We start from the raw sequence: 17901 nt of genomic DNA on the forward strand, positions 1-17901 counted from the left end.
CTTTCTTTGCGAAAACTCGGCGCCCTTTGCGTTTAACTTATTTGGCTACGTATTTGAGCGGTAAGTGCACAACTTTTTTGGTTTCGAAAAATTCGTCCTTGAAAAAGTCTGCAATGTTGTATTCGACGGCCTTCGGAAAATCCTTCAATTCCTCCTGCAAATCGCCGCCTTTGAGGTACAAAATCCCGTTGGGCAAATCGTGTTTGTTTTGTTTTTTGGTCTTGCCCTTGACCCAGGTCACAAAATCGGGCATGTTGGTCACGGCGCGCGAAACGATGAAGTCGAATTCGCTTTTGACGAGCTCGGCGCGCAATTGTTCGGCTTTGATGTTTTGGAGCCCGAGCGCTTCGGCCACGGCCTGGACAACTTTGATTTTTTTGCCGATGACGTCAATCAAATGAAACCTTGTTTCGGGGAATAAAATCGCGAGCGGAATCCCGGGAAATCCACCGCCTGTGCCCACATCTAAAACCGTGCTTCCGGGCACGAACGTTTGCACTTTGGCGATGGCCAATGAATGTAATACGTGTTTGGTATACAATTCATCGATGTCCTTGCGCGAAATGACGTTGATTTTGGCGTTCCAATCCTGGTACAACGCTTCGAGTTTTTCGAATTGCATCCGTTGATTTTCAGACAGGTTATGGAATTGTTGGAGGATTTCTTCCATTTTCAAAATTTTGCACAAAAGTAAACATTTTACTGTTGAAATATTTTGCCAATTAACACGTTTCGATTGTGATTAATATTTACCTTTGGGCTCTAATTTAGAATGAATATGAACACCGTGATACCGACGTTTTCTAAAAACGACAGCCTCAAATTCTTCCGCACGCTGAATTCGAGGGTCAACAACTATTTTAAGGAAAACAACATCAAAAAAACGGGCAACTGGAAATTGCACCTGAAGGCCATTATCCTGTTTACCGTGTTTTTGACGCCGTACTTTTTGATCCTGACGCTTGACATGCCGTTTTGGGTGATGTTGCTGTTGTCTGTGGTAATCGGTATCGGGATGGCCGGTTTGGGAATGAACGTGATGCACGACGGCAACCACGGTTCGTATTCAACCAAATCGTGGGTCAATAAGTTTATGGGCGGAACCATTTATATTTTGGCCGGAAACGTTTACAATTGGCAAGTCCAACACAATGTTTTGCACCATACATACACCAACATCCACGGCCACGATGAGGATTTGGATGCCGGAAAAATCATCCGATTCACCAAAGAAGCCGAGTGGCGCAGATTCCACAAATTCCAACATTACTATTCCGTTTTTCTATACGGATTGCTCACGTTCAACTGGGCGCTTACGACCGATTTCCGCCAAATGCGCAGTTACCTCAAACGCAAATTGTCGTACGGCGAGGCGAAAAGTCCGAAGATTTTGTGGACGACGCTCATCATCACCAAAATCATCTACGTATCGGTTTGGATCGTATTGCCCATAGTGATCGGCATCACCTGGTGGAAAGTCCTGCTCGGGTTCTTTGTGATGCACTACACCGCCGGACTCATCTTATCGATCGTATTCCAGCTTGCACATGTGGTCGACGAAACCACCAATCCGGTGCCCAACGAACAGGGCGAGATCGAAAACACCTGGGCCATCCACCAACTCTACACCACCGCGAACTTTGCGCCTAAAAACGCCGTCGTCAACTGGTTTACAGGCGGATTGAACCACCAAATCGAACACCATTTGTTCCCGCACATCAGCCACATCCACTACGGAAAAATCGCCGACATCATCAAACAAACCGCCGCAGAATGCAACCTGCCGTACCACGAATTCAAAACGACGCGTGGCGCGATCATTGCGCATTTCAAGCACTTGCGCGATTTGGGCATGAAGCCTGCCATCGCATAACACAACTAACCCAACCATAATGAACCACCTTTTATCAGACAGAATCAACAATTTGTCTACCTCACAGACATTGGCCATGGCCGCGCTCGCGAGGGAACTCAAAGCCCAAGGCAAAGACATCATTTCACTGAGCCTCGGCGAACCCGATTTCAACACGCCAGATTTCATCAAAGCCGCCGCCAAACAAGCGATTGACGATAATTACAGCACCTACACGCCGGTCGATGGCTACGGCGATTTAAAAGACGCCATCTGCCGCAAATTCAAACGCGACAACAACCTCGATTACAAACCCGCCAACATCGTCGTATCGACGGGCGCCAAGCAATCGTTGTACAACATCGCGCAAGTCATGCTCAACGATGGCGACGAAGTCATTTTGCCTGCGCCGTTTTGGGTCAGCTATTACGAAATCATCAAACTTTCGGGCGGCGTTCCGGTAGAAGTTCCCACCACCGTCGACACCGATTTCAAGATCACGCCCGAACAGCTCGAAAAAGCGATCACACCAAAAACAAAAATGATGTGGTTTTCGTCGCCGTGCAACCCGTCAGGTTCGGTGTACAACCGCGAAGAACTCGAAGCTTTGGGCAAAGTCCTCGAAAAACACCCGAACATCTACATCGTTTCGGACGAAATCTACGAACACATCAACTTTAGCGGCACGTTTTGCAGCATCGGCACAATTCCGGGACTGTTCGAACGCACCATTACCGTCAACGGCGTCGCCAAAGCATTTGCAATGACAGGCTGGCGCATCGGCTACATCGGCGCACCCGAATTCATCGCCAAAGCGTGCACCAAAATGCAAGGCCAGGTCACCAGCGGCGCGAATTCAATCGCCCAACGCGCAACAATCGCAGCAGTCGATGCCGATCCATCGGTGCTCAAAGACATGGTCCAAGCGTTCCACAACCGACGCGATTTGGTCGTCAAATTGATGCAGGAAATCCCGGGCATCAAACTCAACGTTCCCGAAGGTGCGTTTTATGTTTTCCCGGACGTTTCGTCGTTTTTCGGCAAGACGCTCAAAGGCCAAACCATCAACAACGCCGACGATTTCTCGATGTATTTGCTCTCAGAAGCGAACGTCGCAACGGTCACCGGCGATGCATTCGGCAACCCGAACTGCATCCGTATTTCCTACGCGACCAGCGAGGACGTTTTGACCGAAGCAATCAAAAGAATCAAAGAAGCCTTGGCTTAAACATATGCCCCGTTTTTTCGGGGCTTCTTTTATTTTAAGTTTTGAATGATAAATTTTAAATGACGTGGATCATGCGCAATTTAAAATTCAAAATTTATCATTTAAAATAATTTCTCCTCCATGCAAAAGAAAATACTCCTCCTCGGCTCGGGCGAACTCGGCAAAGAATTCGTCATCGCCGCCCAACGCATCGGCCAAACCGTCATTGCCGTAGACAGTTATGAAAATGCCCCGGCCATGCAGGTCGCGCACGGTTTCGAAGTCATCAACATGCTCGATGGATCCGAACTCGATCGCATCGTTGCCAAACACCAACCGGATTTCATCGTCCCTGAGATTGAAGCCATCCGCACCGAGCGTTTTTACGATTACGAAAAGCAGGGCATCACCGTCGTGCCGTCCGCAAAGGCCGCGAACTTCACGATGAACAGAAAAGCCATCCGCGATTTGGCCGCCAAGGAACTCGGGCTCAAAACCGCGAATTACCGCTACGCGACGACTGCCGAAGAATTGCGAAAGGCCGTCGGCGAAGTCGGGATTCCTTGTGTCGTCAAACCGCTCATGTCGTCTTCGGGCAAAGGCCAATCGACGATCAAATCCGAAAGCGACATCGAAAAAGCCTGGAACTACGCGGTCAAAGATTCGCGCGGCGACGTGGTCGAAGTCATCGTCGAGGCGTTCGTTAAATTCAATTCAGAAATCACGTTATTGACCGTCACGCAAAACGGCAACCCAACGTTGTTTTGCCCGCCCATCGGCCACCGCCAGGAACGCGGCGATTACCAGGAAAGCTGGCAACCCGCATTGGTTTCGGATAAAGATTTGTTCGAGGCGCAGGACATGGCCGAAAAAGTCACCGAGGCCTTGGGTGGCGCGGGATTGTTTGGCGTCGAATTCTTTTTGGCCGACGACGGCGTGTATTTTTCGGAACTCTCGCCACGTCCGCACGACACGGGCATGGTTACTTTGGCCGGCACACAAAACTTCAACGAATTCGAACTGCATCTACGCGCCATTTTGAGCCTGCCGATTTTTGAAATCAAACTCGAAAAAACCGGCGCGAGCGCGGTCATCCTGGCTTTAGAAAATTCGCAAAACCCAACTTTTTCGGGCATCGACAAAATTGCCGGACTACCCAAAACCGATTTTCGTATCTTTGGAAAACCGACTTCGCGTCCGTACCGACGAATGGGCGTTGCCCTCGCGAGCGACACTTTGGAAACGCCCGTCGCCGAAGTGGTCGAACGCGCGAAATCGGCGGCAAAAACAGTAACCGTTAATCCTTAATTACCATGAAAAAATTTATCGCGATAGCACTGTTCCTCGGCACTCTGTCGGTCAGTGCGCAAGACAAGAAAATTGAGAACCAAACCGTAGACGCCTCATGCGGCCAATGCAAATTTGGGATGAAAAGCAAAAAAGGCTGCGATTTGGCGGTCAAGATCGACAACCAAACGTATTTTGTCGAGGGCGCCAAGATGGACCAATTTGGCGATGCGCACGGCCATGACGGTATGTGCAACACCGTCCGCAAAGCCCAAGTCAGCGGCGAAATCAAAGGCGACAAATTCGTTGCGAGTAGCTTCAAGGTGCTTCCGGTAGAAGGACACAAACACGATGCGCACGACGGACACAAACACTAATAGAGCGGACTTCGGTCCGCTTTTTTTATTCGTTCAATTGACGGATGACCTTGGCCGGATTGCCTACGGCTAGCGAGTCGTTTGGAATGTCTTTGGTCACGACCGCGCCTGCTCCAATCACGCACCGGTCGCCAATCGTGACGCCGGGGCAAATGATCGCACCGCCGCCAATCCAACAATCGTCGCCAATCGATACTGGTTTTGAAAACTCGATTGTCCTTCTCTCCATCGCGTTCAGTGGATGTGAAGCCGCGTAAATGTGCGCGCCCGGCCCAAAAAACACATTGTTCCCAATTTTGACTTTCATGGTGTCGAGCACCACGCAATTGACATTGAAATACACATTCTCGCCCGATTCGATGTTGTAACCGTAATCGCAATGAAAAGGCGGTTCGATGTAGGTGCGCTTGTGCGCGTTGGGCAACAGCTGGCGCAAAATCTGGCGCGCGTTGCCGTTCATCAGGTACTCGGTGACGTTGAGTTTGTGGAGCAATTTCTTGGCGTGCGTACGTTCGGCGGTGAGCTGTTTGTCGTTGGCGAGGTACGATTGCCCGGCCAGCATTTTTTCTTTTTCGGTCATGGTGTTGGCTTTACCGCAAAGTTCGCGAAGTTTTCGCAAAGGCAAGAAGTTTATTGGGTGGGTTTTTTGCGAAAATCGGATGGGGATTGTCCGGTTTGTTTTTTAAAGAAGCGTGAAAAATAGGAATAATCTTCGAACCCCAGCGTGTCGGCAATTTTGTTGACACTGAGTTTACGGTCGGCGAGCAAGCGCTTGATTTCGAGTAACACGCGGCCAGCGATGACCTCGGTCGCCGTCTTGCCGAGCATTTCACGGCAGATGCGGTTCAAGTGTTTGAGCGTGATGTGCAGGCGTTCGGCGTAAAACGACGGGGATTTTTCGTCGTGGAAATGTGTTTCGAGCAACGTTTCGAACACGCCTATTTTTGTGTTATAGCGATGGGTTCCGTGCGCCTCGTTTTCGGCATACTTTCGGGCGATGAAAATGTGGATGCAATCGATTAAATTGAACATCTGGTCGCGACGCAAACGCAGTTCGGATTGGCCTTCGCGAATCAGCGTCTCGAAGTAGGGCAAAACCGATTGCATTTCAAGTTGATCTAAAACCACTTCTGGCTTTTGGTGCGCCGATGCGTAGAACGGATAATCCGACAACTGTTTTCGTCCGAAATAAAGGTTGTATTCCTCGGTCGAATAAATCACTACAAATCCATCGATGTCTGTCGACAAATCCCAATGGTGCAATTGCCCCGGCTGTAGTGCAAACAAACTGCCCGGCGCGATGGTATAGGTATCAAAATCGACGGTGTGCGTACCCGAACCTTGCGTAAAAAAAAGCAACAAATGCGAATTGTGGCGGTGGGGCTCTTCGACAAAGGCGTGGCTTTTCAAATGTTCCTGAAATGTGTTCACATACAAATCGTCGTGTATCGATTGGCATTTGAAACGCTGGACTTCATAAATTGGATAGACCATGTCTTAATTGTGCTAGTATTGGCGAAGATAGCAAAATTTGTTACAACCATTATCATCGTAAATTTGTTCTTATAAAATCAAAACAAAATGAGCCATACTTTATTCCACATCCTAAAAGCAGAATGTCCGAATTGTCATAAAGGAAAGATTTTCGACAAACAAAGCATCCTCACGATTGGCTTTCCAAAAATGAACAAACAATGCGACCACTGCCACACGCAGTTCAACAAAGAACCCGGGTATTTTTTTGGCGCGATGTATGTCAATTACATGCTCAATGTGGCGCAGGGCATCTTGATTTACTTCCTGATCCGGCCTTTTTTTGACGGCCCTTTCGATTTGCGTATGTTTCCGATCATCGCCGGATTTTTGATTTTGTTCACATTTTTTAACATCCGTTTGTCGCGTTTGTTGTGGATTTACATCTTTAAAAACTACGCAAATTGAGTCTTCAGCGCTTTGCGTTTAGGCAGATTCCGAAAAAAACCGACCACTTAGAAGCATATCGACAACAAACGTCCAACTAAACTGCGTTTCCTTCAAAACGGCCTGTCACTGAAGCATTTTGGGAAAAATTTTAGATTTCGCGACCTATTTTTGCGAGAACGACCAAAGGAAACCCATGAAACTGCTTATCGTAGAAGACCAACCCACCTTGCTGTCTGCCATTTGCCGCGGCCTTACCGAGAAAAATTACCAAGTCAGCGCGGCTCCCGACGGAACAACCGCATTGGAGATGCTCGAACATCACCATTTCGATGCGATTGTGCTCGACGTCATGCTGCCCGACATCAATGGGTTGGAAATTTGCCGCCGTTTGCGGGCATCGGGTAATTTTACGCCCATATTGATGCTTACTGCGCTCGGCAGCACCGAGAACATCGTGGCCGGATTGCAGGCTGGCGCCGACGACTACCTGCCCAAGCCGTTCAAATTTGCCGAACTCGAGGCGCGCGTGATGTCGTTGTTGCGACGAGCGGGACAGGAGCACAAGCAGTCCGAGATCTTGTCGGTGGACGATTTAGAGATCAACCTAAAATCCAAATCGGTGCGCCGCGGCGAAGACGACATTTCGCTTACGGCCAAGGAGTTCCGACTACTGCACTACCTGGCGCGCCACCACGGGATGATTTTGTCGCGCGAGCAAATCCTCGACCATGTGTGGGACATCAACTTTGACATGAACACCAATGTGGTGGACGTTTACATCAACTACCTGCGCAAGAAAATAGACAAGCCTTACGCCAACAAACTGATCCATACCAGCAAAGGCATGGGCTACACGCTAAAATCCTGATGCAGATACGCAAGAGAATCACCTTTACCTATGTGACGCTTTCGGTACTGAGCACGCTGCTGCTTTGCTTGGCCGTGTTGGTGCTGTTCCGGCAGAACAACCGTTACTATTTTCTCAAAAGATTGCAGGACCGTGCCCGAATCGTGGCGTCGATCCACTATCAAAACGATCCCGCCAAGGCCGAATACTACCGCAAACTCAAATCGGAGGGTCTCGAAGAACTCATCGACGAGGCCGATTATGTACTCAAGGTCAACGGCAACCAAACTTTCGAATACAACACGAATTTGCTCTTGCCCACCGAGTTCTACACCGAGGTCATGCGCAAGAACACCGCCTGGACCGAAGACAACCACCGCTATTTTTACGGGCAGGTTTTTGACGAGGAAGGACAAAAATACCTGGTGATTGTCACCGCGCTGGACCTTCGCGGCGATTTGAGTACGCTGTACATGATCCGTATTCTTTTCATAGGCGGGTTGGGATTCATCGTGTTGGCTTTTTTCTTGGGGCGTTTTCTGGCGCGGCGCGTCGTGCAGCCCGTGGCCCGCATCACCAAAGAAGTCAAACGCATCAGCGCGTCGAACCTGCACAACCGGCTTCCGCAGGTCGAGAACCAGGACGAAATGGCCGATTTGACGCAAACTTTCAACGACATGCTCGACCGTTTGGAAACGTCGTTCGAGATCCAGGCGAATTTTATCAACAACGCCTCGCACGAACTCAAGACGCCCATCACCACCATCCTCGCCGAATCGGAAATCATGCTGTTACAAAAACGCCAGCCCGAAGAATATGAAGCGGCGCTTACGAACATCTACAACCAGGCCAACCGATTGGGTAACCTTACCGAAAGCCTGCTCAAACTTACCCAAACCGGATACGACGGTCAAAAACAGGTCAAGGATGTAGCGCGGCTCGACGAATTGCTTATGGACGTCAAGGACGACCTCGACAAATTATACCCCGACAACCAGGTGCATTTGCGGTTCGACGATTTGCCCGACGACGAATCGCTGTTGTTGATCCCGTGTAACAAACCATTGATCCAGCTCGCGTTGTCGAACATCATTTCGAACGGCGTCAAATACAGCAACAACGAAACGGTGTTTGTGACGCTGTCGGCTTGTAAGTCCCAGCTGCTCGTGACCATTACCGACATCGGGATCGGGATTCCGCCCGAAGACATCCCGCACCTGTATGAGCCTTTCTTTCGCGGCAAGGAGGCCTCGCGCTATACGGGCTATGGCCTTGGATTGCCGCTGGCGATGAAAATCATCCGCATGCACAAAGGCGAGCTCAAAATCCAATCGCAGCCGCAACAAGGGACGATGGTGACGATCGTTTTTTCGCGGGATTAGAATTTCTAATCTACATTCTAATAAAATTCTAATCGTATTCTAAGATTGCTCTAAAGTGGGGGCTGTTGTTTTGCAAGTGTAATCAAAAACACTTTCCATGAAAAACATCCTCATCCCCACGACGCTCCAAAAGGACACCGTTCAAGCGGTAAGGGTCGCCTTGGCCGACGCCGCCGATAAGCCACTGCAGATTGTTTTAATGACACTCGAGGAAACGCCCGATGTGGCATCGGCTGCCTACTGGCTTCGCAAATCCAGAAACGGGCTCGATGCCGCGCAGGAAGCGGTGTTCGCCGAATGTCTGGAATTGGCCGAGGCCTGTCCGCTCGTCAAAATCAAAATGCAACGCCAGTTTTCGATGACCAAGCCTTTGTTGCGCAATTTTACCGCCGCGTGCGAAATCAGCTTGTCGATCATCCCCAATTCGTTTGTCCAATCAAGCGATTTGCCGCACAGGCATTTCCTTCACCTGCTCAAGAACAGCAAGACCCCTATTTTGCAGCTGACCCCTGAGTGCGAAGATGCACCGTTCACCAAGGCACTTTTTATCGAAAACACCAAGTCGCAGGTTCAGGCCAAAGATGTGGCGCAACTCGTGGGCGGCCACTTTTCGTTCCGCATCGTCAGTCAAGCACGGCCTTTCGACGAGGCCAACCACGAAGAACTGCTTCCGGCGCTGTTTGACGCGATCAGCAAAAACGGGATCGACCTTTTGATCGAGACCCGCAAACCCCAAAAAGTTTTCGGAAAGACGTCTGTCGCCAACCACGAGAATTTGGGCCTGCCCGTACTGTCTGTCTGCGAACCTGCCTACTAACCAAAAACGATTGCTATGTTGTTAAAGAAACGAATTCCCATGAAATATGTGCTGGGCAAAATCAGGACCGAACTCGTCCTGGTGACGCTTTATGCCACGTCTTTCTCGCTGTTCCATTACTATTACGGGACGGTATCGCTCGAAATCCCGATTGCCATCCCCACGATAGTAGGTACCGTCATCTCTTTGTTGCTCGCCTTCAAATCGAACCAGGCCTACGATCGTTGGTGGGAAGCCCGGATCATTTGGGGCGCCATCGTCAACGATTCGCGTACGTTGCTGCGTCAGGTGGTGACGTTTTACAAGGATGCTGATTTTTCGGACGATGCCAACAATTTCAAGGAGCGATTCGCCAAAAGGCAAGCCGCCTGGTGCTACAGCCTTGCGCAGTCTTTGCGCGGACGCAATCCCATCAAACCCATCAAATCGCTGCTCGACGACGAGGAATTGCAGTTCGCCCAACGCTACAAACACGTACCCAACGCGATTTTGATGCTGCACGGAAAGGAACTCACGCAGGCCACACAAAACGGCAAGTTCAATACGTTCCAGCAGGTTGAAATAGACAATACGCTGTCGCGTTTGTGCGATTCGATGGGCAAATGCGAACGCATCAAGAACACGATTTTCCCGACCACCTACAGCATGTACATTCGGTTCACGTTGTGTTTGTTCATCATTTTGTTGCCGTTTGGCGTGGCCGATCACTTGGGTTGGTTGCAGATTCCGGTGACCGCGCTCATTGGGGCCGCGTTCTTTTTGATCGAAAAAATGGCGATCCATTTGCAGGACCCGTTCGAAAGCCGACCAACCGACACCCCGATGACCACCATCGCCGAGAACATCGAAAAGAACCTGTTGCAAATGGTCAACGAATTCCGCGACGAGTACGAACACGAGATTCCGTCGAAGCCAACCGTACACCGCATCCAACCATTGCAGAATGCCTATTTCGTTTTGTAATCATTAGGTCGCAGCAATGCCAAAAAGTTTTACTTTTGTGGGTTCAAGACAAAAGGACAAACTATGAAAGCATATGTATTCCCGGGACAAGGTGCCCAATTTACAGGTATGGGCAAGGACTTGTACGAACAATCTGATCTGGCGAAGGAACTTTTTGAACGCGCCAACGAAATTTTGGGCTTCCGCATTACCGACATCATGTTCGAAGGCACGGCCGACGAGCTCAAGCAAACCAAGGTGACGCAACCTGCAATTTTCCTGCACTCGGTCATTTTGGCCAAGACGATGAACGAAACTTTCAAACCCGAAATGGTGGCCGGACATTCGCTTGGCGAGTTTTCGGCGCTCGTGGCCAATGGCGCTTTGTCGTTCGAAGACGGGCTCAAACTCGTCTCGCAACGGGCGATGGCCATGCAAAAAGCCTGTGAAATAACGCCTTCTACGATGGCCGCCGTGCTCGGCCTGGACGATGCAAAGGTCGAAGAAGTATGCGCGTCGATCGACGGCGTGGTCGTTCCGGCCAATTACAACTGCCCGGGACAACTCGTCATTTCGGGCGAAACATCGGCCGTGGAACGCGCTTGCGAAGCCATGAAAGCCGCCGGGGCCAAACGTGCTTTGATTTTACCCGTAGGCGGTGCTTTCCACTCACCCATGATGGAACCTGCGCGCGAAGAATTGGCCGCAGCCATCGAAGCGACGCTTTTTTCGCAGCCGATTTGTCCGGTGTATCAAAATGTACCGGCAAGCGCGGTATCAGACCCTACCGAAATCAAGAAAAACCTCATCACGCAGCTCACCGCTCCCGTAAAATGGACACAATCGGTACAGCAAATGGTCAAGGATGGGGCAACTTTGTTTACCGAAGTAGGGCCTGGAAACGTTTTGCAAGGGTTGGTCAAAAAAATCGATGCCACGGTCGAAGTGGCCTCGGCCTAAGACTGTTAAAGTTCTAAAATCTCCATCGTTTTTCGAAAAGCGATGGAGATTTTTTTATTTTTGCCGTATCCCAAACAAATTAAACTTGCTTTTTAACTACTCTGTATTGTATTGTTGTTCAGCGAACTGACGCTGGCGCAACACGATTATTTCGCGCCCATCCAGTTCAATTGTCAACTGGGGAAAACCGAACAACACGCCGGAGGGCTTTCGGTATCGGTCACGCTCGCCAACCAAAAAACCGTTTCGGTACCACAAGCCGGGCTTGAAAACAATACGTCTTACGACAAAAACGTTTTTTCTGTCTTCTTTACGATTACCAATAATGGCCCCGACGAAGTGCTGATTTCCGACTGGGTGTTTCGCGCCATATGTCCTGAAAACAACATGGGGCTTGCCTGGCAGGAACATTCTTCGGTTCCGTTGGTGGCCGCTTATGTCCCGTTCGACCAATACTTGGTCTTGGCACCGGGCGATAAACGCAGCTTTTTTTCGGCCGAAACCGATTTTTACTGGTGTCTTCCAAAGAACCAAAGCGCACTCATGACCAGTCCGCAGTATGTAAGCGTGGTGATCATTTGCGTCAAGAGAGCGGTTGCCAACGTTGCGGCTACACCATCCGGTAGCACCAACACGACCCAACAACAGAAAAATTCGCCGCTGGATCAGACATTCGTGGACATGATCGAATCGGTAAAAAAAGCCTACGCCGCGGGCGATAGCGCCAAGGCCGAAGCGCTCAAAACCGAAGTACTCGAACTTGCCGGACACGTCTATCCCGATCGGCTGACGGAAATCGGTGAAATGATGTCGCCGCCCGTCGTCAAAAAAGCCCAGCCCGTTGCGGCGGCACCGAATCCTTCGGCCGCGAGCCCATCGAACATCAAAACGGCGGAACACGGCGGAAACTACAGCGATTGGTTGTTCATGAACAGCGACAAGGCGGTACAGGTACGGTACATGCTCGAAAAAACCGAAGGCGACATCGGGTATTTCAGCGTGCAGTTTCGCGTCAACCACGACGATGCCATTTTTTGCACGTATCCGAATTGCGAGGGCTATATCGCCACGTTCAGCTATCCGACACCCGACAACCAGACGTCGGTATACCACCATCTGAAAATCTACAACTCGTACAGACAAATCTATACACTTCCTGAACTGATGCCGTTGCGTATGCATTTTGCAGATGGTTCCAAACGGATGCTCCTCAAACAAGGTTTTTTCTATACGACCGCGCAAAACCCTAATCCTATGCCGGCCGACACGATGTTCTACAATTGTGTCGACAACATTTTGTCTGACGACCCCAAAAACCGTTGTACGCGTGGCGGCTGGCGCGACATCTATAAAGAATCTGAAGCCATCATCTTAAAATAATCCCATGAAAAAAACCCTACTTACACTCGCGCTATGCGGCCCGTTGTGGCTCACGGCACAAACCAAAAGCTACCAATCGTCTGAAGACGCGCTCAACCAATTGCTCAACAATCCGCAGTTTGTGGAAGATGTGGTCAAGCTTGGCAATGAACCGCTTTCGGCACAAGGCATCGACCAATACCTGTCGAAATACGTTCCGGAATACGCCAATTTCAAGATGTCGAACAACCTCAACTTCGACCAATTGTATTACGCCAACCTCAACGATGTTTCGACCGAAGCCGTCACCGATAAATTGTCGGAATTACTTGGACTCAACCCGATGCAATCGCAACAGATGAAAAGCACGCTGACGGGCAATTACACCTATACCCCGACCAATGCATCGAGCGGTATAGCAGGCCAGTTGTACGATCGCCGCAAAGACCCAAAATTTGACTATGCGATAGACAATGCCGTTGACTTTTTTCAAGGTGAATTTGGCGACGGAGGCGGACTCAAAAGTTTTGGTATCGACGTGGCCGGTGGATTAGCGGCGTATGCATTTTCTGGCATCAACAAACGTTATGAGGAAAAAATGCGCCAGGAAAAAATCCTGACCGATGCGATGAGCGATTACAACGTTTACGCTGGAGGCGGTATGCTTAAAAATGAAAAGGCATCGCAAAACGACCTCTATTTTCACGGACAGGCCGTAGGAATGTCGGATATTCAGTTCAGCTTGGCCAAACCTATGGATTACAAAGGGGCCATTCCGTTGCTCGATAAAGCCATTGAGATGTACAAAAAAAATCCGGCGCGCGCCTACTACCTCTTTCAAGCCTACCAAAGCCGCGGAAAGTGTAAAATGCAGCTGGGAGCCTACCGATCGGCCATCATCGACTTTTACTATGCACAAGCGCTGGTCGAGCGCATGCTGGCTGGCAACCTGCCTGACCGATCTGTGCAAGAGCACTATCCGGACGGCTTTTACGATTCAACCAACAAGGCTACATTTGGCAAGGGAAAAATCGAGTTCACTATTGGCCGCATCACCAAAACCGACCTCGTCACGGTGCTGGTAGCCCGCGCTTACGCCAAATACCGCTCCGAAGATTTCACCGGCACTTTGGCCGATTGCGCATTGGCCCAGCAAATCAATGCCACGCTTCCGCCTACAGGAAAGGCCAATGATCCCGGCGCGATTATTTTGGCCGTCAAGGCGATGGCAGAATTCGGACTCAAAGACTTTGCTAAATCCTATGCGTCCTTTGCGTCGGCCAACCTTACGGATGCCCTCGTGGCCGACAATGATGCCGACGGAATCGTTGACTTTTCAGACCGCGACAAAGCCGGAAAGCCATTTATGCTCGATTACGCCGAAAATCTCGGTGACGTATTGTACATCGGTCTTCCAGAGTATTTCCCTTATGACATCGCGCAAATCCACGGATTGTCGGCTTACAAAGCGGGGCAAATCGACAAGGCCATTGCTACCTATGAAGTGATCTTGCAAAATGAAATCGGGAAAGCCCAATATACACAGTCTGAAAAAAAGGCGTTCACCAAATCGGGCGGCGACGTGTCGACCGTATATGCGGCGTTGGGGAACTTTTATGTAACCAAGGGCGACAAACCAAAGGCGCTGTCTTATTTTGACAAGGCCATCAGCATCAAACCAGACCAACTGGAGTACTATTTGAACCGCGCGCACTGTAAAAAATTGATGGGTGACAAAGCGGGCTACGACAAAGACATGGCGGTCATCAAAAAACCTGAATCGACTGCGACCATCAAAAAAACAGAAGAATATTACGGCACCAAAATCGTCGAACTCGAAACATCCAAAAACAATACGGCGCTGATAGACCTTGCACGCGAAGCGAGTGCAATTTACCCTAAAAACGACAAATTCTTCTATACGTTGGTCAAGTCGTTGGTCACCGAAAACAATGCGCAAAAAACGCAAACCGCCGTCAATGCCGTTGGAGCAGATGCGAAGAAAAAATCGGTGCTCACGGCCCTTCATAGCCGTCAAACGGGCGATGTCGCGGCCGAAGAAGCGCATCTAACGACAGCTTTCGACAACGGACTGGGCTTGTATGAAGCCGTCAAAATCTACCCGATACAACTCACCGCACGCCCCTACTATTGCAAGGTGGTAGCCAAGTACGCGACCAGAACCAACAACACCTTTATCCCTGCCGATTTCGACAAGGAAAAAATGCGCAAGTCGCTCGATTCGATCTACAACGCCATTCCTGAATACCAAAATGCGACGGGAATCGTCAAAAAGATGCTCGAGACATCGAAGCGAAAAGAATACGCAAAAAATCTAGGGGAAATCGAAAACTACCTTAAGGAGTTAGACAACGACAAAACCGTGACCGAAATGGTCTCGATCACTTCGCTCGACAAAATCGAATGTTTGTTCATTTTGGAGAAAGATGCCGACGCGATCAAATTTGCCAAAAAAATCGCATCGGCCGGTAAAATAGTGCCGCTGCCCGACAATCCGATTTGCAACGACGCGCTCATAGGTATACAGACGATTGCACAAGGCAATTGCCAGTAAAACAAAAGACCCCGAAAAAATTTCGGGGTCTTTCTTTATACATCTTAGCTTCTAATCTTTTGCTCCCATTTCCAGGCGCTCGCCAAACCTTCCTCGAGCGTCAGCTTGGCTTTCCAGCCCAAGACGTCGTTGGCCTTATCGGTGTTGGCGTAGGCCGAGATGATGTCGCCTTCGCGGCGTCCGACGATTTGATAGGGTAGCGTTTTGCCGCTGACCTTTTCGAAAGTTTGGATCACTTCGAGTACCGAACTTCCTGTGCCTGTCCCCAAATTAAACGTTTCGACGCGGTCGAGGTTTTTGCCGCCAATCAAACGCTGCAGCGCGACAACGTGCGCCTTGGCCAGATCGACCACATGGATATAATCGCGGATGCAAGTGCCATCGGGTGTCGGGTAATCGTCGCCGTAGACAGACAGTTGTTGGCGCATGCCGATGCCCGTTTGCGTGATGAACGGTACCAGGTTTTGCGGAACACCGTTGGGCAATTCACCGATTTCGGCGCTCGCGTGCGCCCCGATCGGATTGAAATAACGCAACAAAATCGAACGGATGTTGCTTACTTTGCACGTTTCTGTGATGATTTCCTCGCCAATTTGCTTGGTATTGCCATAAGGAGACAAGGCTGGTTTGACCGGCGCATCTTCTGTAATCGGCATTTGATCGGCTTCGCCATAAACGGTACACGACGAACTGAAGATGAAATTTGCGGATTCCTTTTTTTGCAACTCCTGAAGGATATACACCAGCGCATTGATGTTGTTTTCGTAATACAACAGCGGGTTTTCGACGCTTTCGTTGACGGCCTTGGATGCCGCGAAATGGATCACTCCCGAAACATCGGCATGGCGCGCAAAGAAATTCTGTACGGCCGCTTTCTCGCGCAAATCGAGATTTTCAAAAATGGGCTTCTTGCCGGTGATGGCCACAATGCCGTCGAGTACGTTTTCGGATGAGTTCGACAGGTTGTCGATGATCACCACATCGAACCCTTCGTTTTGTAATTCGACTACGGTGTGCGAGCCGATAAAACCTAAACCTCCTGTGACTAGTATTTTCATGGTTGTGTTGTTACTTGCTTAAAAAATATTGCGTGGCGACAAAGGCAACGGCAAACGTCACCACAAAAATGACGATTTGCATGATGAGCTTCTTTTTGTCCTGTGGCATGTTATCTGTTTAAGAATTCAAGGATCGACCCGGTGATGAACGCGATTTGCTCGTCGTCGAGCTCGGTGTGCATCGGCAACGAAATGACTTCCTTGACCAATTGGTTGGTGACCGGAAAGTCCGACTCCTTGTAACGCGCATCGAGATACGCCTTTTGCGCGTGCAACGGAATCGGATAATAAATCGCACACGGGATGCCTTTGTCGAGCAAATGTTGCATCAAGCCGTCGCGGTCTGCGTTCAAAATCCTGAGTGTATACTGGTGGAACACGTGGCTGTCCTTATCGCCGACAACTACAGGCGTCACGATATTTTTGTGGTTGGCCAATGCCGCCGAATATTTGGCCGCGGCTGTCTGGCGCGCCTGGTTGTATGCATCGAGTTTGGGCAACTTGGCGTTGAGCACACCCGCCTGGATGCTGTCAAGACGTGAGTTCACGCCTACCACATCGTGGTGGTAACGCACATACATGCCATGGTTGACGATTCCGCGAAGGATGTGCGCGAGCGAATCGTCGTTGGTAAAAATCGCACCGCCGTCGCCGTAGCAACCGAGGTTTTTCGACGGGAAAAACGATGTCGATGCGACGTGTCCGATACAACCGACTTTGGTTTTCTCGCCGTTTTGCGATTTATAGTTCGCACCGATGGCCTGCGCATTGTCTTCGATCACAAACAAATTGTGCTGCGCGGCCAGCTCCATAATTTCATCCATATTGGCGGCCTGTCCGAACAAATGGACGGGAACAATCGCCTTGGTTTTGGGCGTAATCGCTTTCTTGATTGCGTCGATCGAGATGTTGAACGTATCAATATCGACGTCTACCAGCACCGGCGTGAGTTGCAAAAGTGCGATCACCTCGACCGTGGCGGCAAACGTAAAATCGGCCGTGATGACCTCGTCGCCCGGTTTCAAACCAAGACCCATCATCGCAATCTGGAGCGCATCGGTACCGTTGGCGCACGGGATCACGTGCTTGCAGCCCAGGTAATCTTCGAGATTTTTCTGGAAACTGTGCACCTGCGGGCCGTTGATGTAGGTGTTGGTATCGAGTACTTCCTGGATCGAAGCGTTGACGGTATCTTTGATTTGTTCGTATTGCCCTTTGAGGTCAACCATCTGGATTTTTTTCATCGGATGTTCAAATTTAAACTACGCAAAACTACTAATTAAATGACGCGCGACAATGAAATTTCTGTAAAGTG

At 49.9% G+C, this 17901-nt stretch carries 17 protein-coding genes; 12 read left to right on the forward strand and 5 right to left on the reverse strand.

All coding sequences use genetic code 11. The annotated features are described in order from the left end of the window. Positions 1-37: 37 nt before the first annotated feature. Entirely contained in the window at positions 38-670 is a 633-nt protein-coding gene (rsmG, locus tag BLP55_RS10320; protein WP_091143232.1) for a 16S rRNA (guanine(527)-N(7))-methyltransferase RsmG, read from the reverse strand. A gap of 108 nt (positions 671-778) precedes the next feature. Here rsmG and BLP55_RS10325 point away from each other — a divergent pair, with 108 nt between their 5' ends. The 4 genes from BLP55_RS10325 to BLP55_RS10340 all read left to right on the forward strand — a co-directional run bounded on the left by BLP55_RS10325 (position 779) and on the right by BLP55_RS10340 (position 4723). Next, on the forward strand, positions 779-1873 hold the full coding sequence (locus BLP55_RS10325; RefSeq protein WP_091143235.1) for a fatty acid desaturase family protein: 1095 nt from the start codon (positions 779-781) through the stop codon (positions 1871-1873). Between the two features lie 19 nt (positions 1874-1892). After that, positions 1893-3080 carry a pyridoxal phosphate-dependent aminotransferase gene (locus BLP55_RS10330; protein ID WP_091143239.1) on the forward strand — a complete coding sequence of 396 codons (1188 nt, stop codon included), beginning with the start codon at positions 1893-1895 and terminating at the stop codon, positions 3078-3080. Positions 3081-3200: 120 nt separating this feature from the next. After that, positions 3201-4367: a formate-dependent phosphoribosylglycinamide formyltransferase gene (purT, locus tag BLP55_RS10335; RefSeq protein ID WP_091143242.1), complete on the forward strand. Its 1167-nt coding sequence runs from the start codon at positions 3201-3203 to the stop codon at positions 4365-4367. A 5-nt stretch (positions 4368-4372) separates the two neighbouring features. Further along, positions 4373-4723, forward strand: coding sequence for a DUF6370 family protein (locus BLP55_RS10340; protein WP_091143245.1), 351 nt, complete (start codon positions 4373-4375; stop codon positions 4721-4723). Between the two features lie 25 nt (positions 4724-4748). Here BLP55_RS10340 and BLP55_RS10345 read toward each other — a convergent pair whose 3' ends face one another. Then, the gene (locus BLP55_RS10345) at positions 4749-5303 is read right to left on the reverse strand and encodes a sugar O-acetyltransferase (RefSeq protein WP_091143248.1); all 555 of its coding nucleotides are present in this window, start codon (positions 5301-5303) and stop codon (positions 4749-4751) included. 50 nt (positions 5304-5353) lie between these two features. Continuing rightward, positions 5354-6217, reverse strand: a complete 864-nt coding sequence (locus BLP55_RS10350) for an AraC family transcriptional regulator (RefSeq protein WP_091143251.1) — start codon at positions 6215-6217, stop codon at positions 5354-5356. Positions 6218-6304: 87 nt separating this feature from the next. On the opposite strand from BLP55_RS10350, the gene BLP55_RS10355 reads away from it, so the two are divergent. The 8 genes from BLP55_RS10355 to BLP55_RS10390 all read left to right on the forward strand — a co-directional run bounded on the left by BLP55_RS10355 (position 6305) and on the right by BLP55_RS10390 (position 15528). Next, positions 6305-6664 (forward strand): DUF983 domain-containing protein, encoded by a 360-nt coding sequence (locus BLP55_RS10355; protein WP_091143254.1) that lies wholly within the window; start codon positions 6305-6307, stop codon positions 6662-6664. Positions 6665-6839: 175 nt separating this feature from the next. Next, a complete protein-coding gene (locus BLP55_RS10360) occupies positions 6840-7514 on the forward strand; it encodes a response regulator transcription factor (protein ID WP_091143258.1) in 675 nt (224 codons plus the stop codon). Then, positions 7514-8875, forward strand: coding sequence for a sensor histidine kinase (locus BLP55_RS10365; RefSeq protein ID WP_091143262.1), 1362 nt, complete (start codon positions 7514-7516; stop codon positions 8873-8875). Before BLP55_RS10360 ends, BLP55_RS10365 begins: the two co-directional genes overlap by 1 nt. Positions 8876-8972: 97 nt before the next feature. Next, the gene (locus BLP55_RS10370; RefSeq protein ID WP_091143266.1) at positions 8973-9692 is read left to right on the forward strand and encodes a hypothetical protein; all 720 of its coding nucleotides are present in this window, start codon (positions 8973-8975) and stop codon (positions 9690-9692) included. Positions 9693-9731: 39 nt separating this feature from the next. Then, the gene (locus BLP55_RS10375) at positions 9732-10655 is read left to right on the forward strand and encodes a bestrophin family protein (RefSeq protein WP_244503453.1); all 924 of its coding nucleotides are present in this window, start codon (positions 9732-9734) and stop codon (positions 10653-10655) included. A 63-nt stretch (positions 10656-10718) separates the two neighbouring features. Continuing rightward, a complete protein-coding gene (gene fabD, locus BLP55_RS10380; protein WP_091143272.1) occupies positions 10719-11594 on the forward strand; it encodes an ACP S-malonyltransferase in 876 nt (291 codons plus the stop codon). A gap of 111 nt (positions 11595-11705) precedes the next feature. Beyond that, entirely contained in the window at positions 11706-12974 is a 1269-nt protein-coding gene (locus BLP55_RS10385) for a hypothetical protein (RefSeq protein ID WP_091143276.1), read from the forward strand. A gap of 4 nt (positions 12975-12978) precedes the next feature. After that, complete coding sequence (locus BLP55_RS10390) at positions 12979-15528, forward strand: tetratricopeptide repeat protein (protein WP_139149647.1); 2550 nt, start codon at positions 12979-12981, stop codon at positions 15526-15528. A gap of 44 nt (positions 15529-15572) precedes the next feature. On the opposite strand, the gene galE is transcribed toward BLP55_RS10390, so the two are convergent. Beyond that, on the reverse strand, positions 15573-16586 hold the full coding sequence (gene galE / locus BLP55_RS10395; RefSeq protein ID WP_091143285.1) for a UDP-glucose 4-epimerase GalE: 1014 nt from the start codon (positions 16584-16586) through the stop codon (positions 15573-15575). 110 nt (positions 16587-16696) lie between these two features. Next, a complete protein-coding gene (locus BLP55_RS10400; protein WP_091143288.1) occupies positions 16697-17830 on the reverse strand; it encodes a DegT/DnrJ/EryC1/StrS family aminotransferase in 1134 nt (377 codons plus the stop codon). Positions 17831-17901 lie beyond the last annotated feature (71 nt).

Source organism: Flavobacterium caeni (assembly GCF_900101895.1).
Lineage (GTDB): Bacteria > Bacteroidota > Bacteroidia > Flavobacteriales > Flavobacteriaceae > Flavobacterium > Flavobacterium caeni.

Bases quoted from the DNA above. Each gene is read 5' to 3' on its own strand.
- rsmG (WP_091143232.1), bottom strand. From the start codon at position 670: ATGGAAGAAATCCTCCAACAATTCCATAACCTGTCTGAAAATCAACGG.
- BLP55_RS10325 (WP_091143235.1), top strand. From the start codon at position 779: ATGAACACCGTGATACCGACGTTTTCTAAAAACGACAGCCTCAAATTC.
- BLP55_RS10330 (WP_091143239.1), top strand. From the start codon at position 1,893: ATGAACCACCTTTTATCAGACAGAATCAACAATTTGTCTACCTCACAG.
- purT (WP_091143242.1), top strand. From the start codon at position 3,201: ATGCAAAAGAAAATACTCCTCCTCGGCTCGGGCGAACTCGGCAAAGAA.
- BLP55_RS10340 (WP_091143245.1), top strand. From the start codon at position 4,373: ATGAAAAAATTTATCGCGATAGCACTGTTCCTCGGCACTCTGTCGGTC.
- BLP55_RS10345 (WP_091143248.1), bottom strand. From the start codon at position 5,303: ATGACCGAAAAAGAAAAAATGCTGGCCGGGCAATCGTACCTCGCCAAC.
- BLP55_RS10350 (WP_091143251.1), bottom strand. From the start codon at position 6,217: ATGGTCTATCCAATTTATGAAGTCCAGCGTTTCAAATGCCAATCGATA.
- BLP55_RS10355 (WP_091143254.1), top strand. From the start codon at position 6,305: ATGAGCCATACTTTATTCCACATCCTAAAAGCAGAATGTCCGAATTGT.
- BLP55_RS10360 (WP_091143258.1), top strand. From the start codon at position 6,840: ATGAAACTGCTTATCGTAGAAGACCAACCCACCTTGCTGTCTGCCATT.
- BLP55_RS10365 (WP_091143262.1), top strand. From the start codon at position 7,514: ATGCAGATACGCAAGAGAATCACCTTTACCTATGTGACGCTTTCGGTA.
- BLP55_RS10370 (WP_091143266.1), top strand. From the start codon at position 8,973: ATGAAAAACATCCTCATCCCCACGACGCTCCAAAAGGACACCGTTCAA.
- BLP55_RS10375 (WP_244503453.1), top strand. From the start codon at position 9,732: ATGAAATATGTGCTGGGCAAAATCAGGACCGAACTCGTCCTGGTGACG.
- fabD (WP_091143272.1), top strand. From the start codon at position 10,719: ATGAAAGCATATGTATTCCCGGGACAAGGTGCCCAATTTACAGGTATG.
- BLP55_RS10390 (WP_139149647.1), top strand. From the start codon at position 12,979: ATGAAAAAAACCCTACTTACACTCGCGCTATGCGGCCCGTTGTGGCTC.
- galE (WP_091143285.1), bottom strand. From the start codon at position 16,586: ATGAAAATACTAGTCACAGGAGGTTTAGGTTTTATCGGCTCGCACACC.
- BLP55_RS10400 (WP_091143288.1), bottom strand. From the start codon at position 17,830: ATGAAAAAAATCCAGATGGTTGACCTCAAAGGGCAATACGAACAAATC.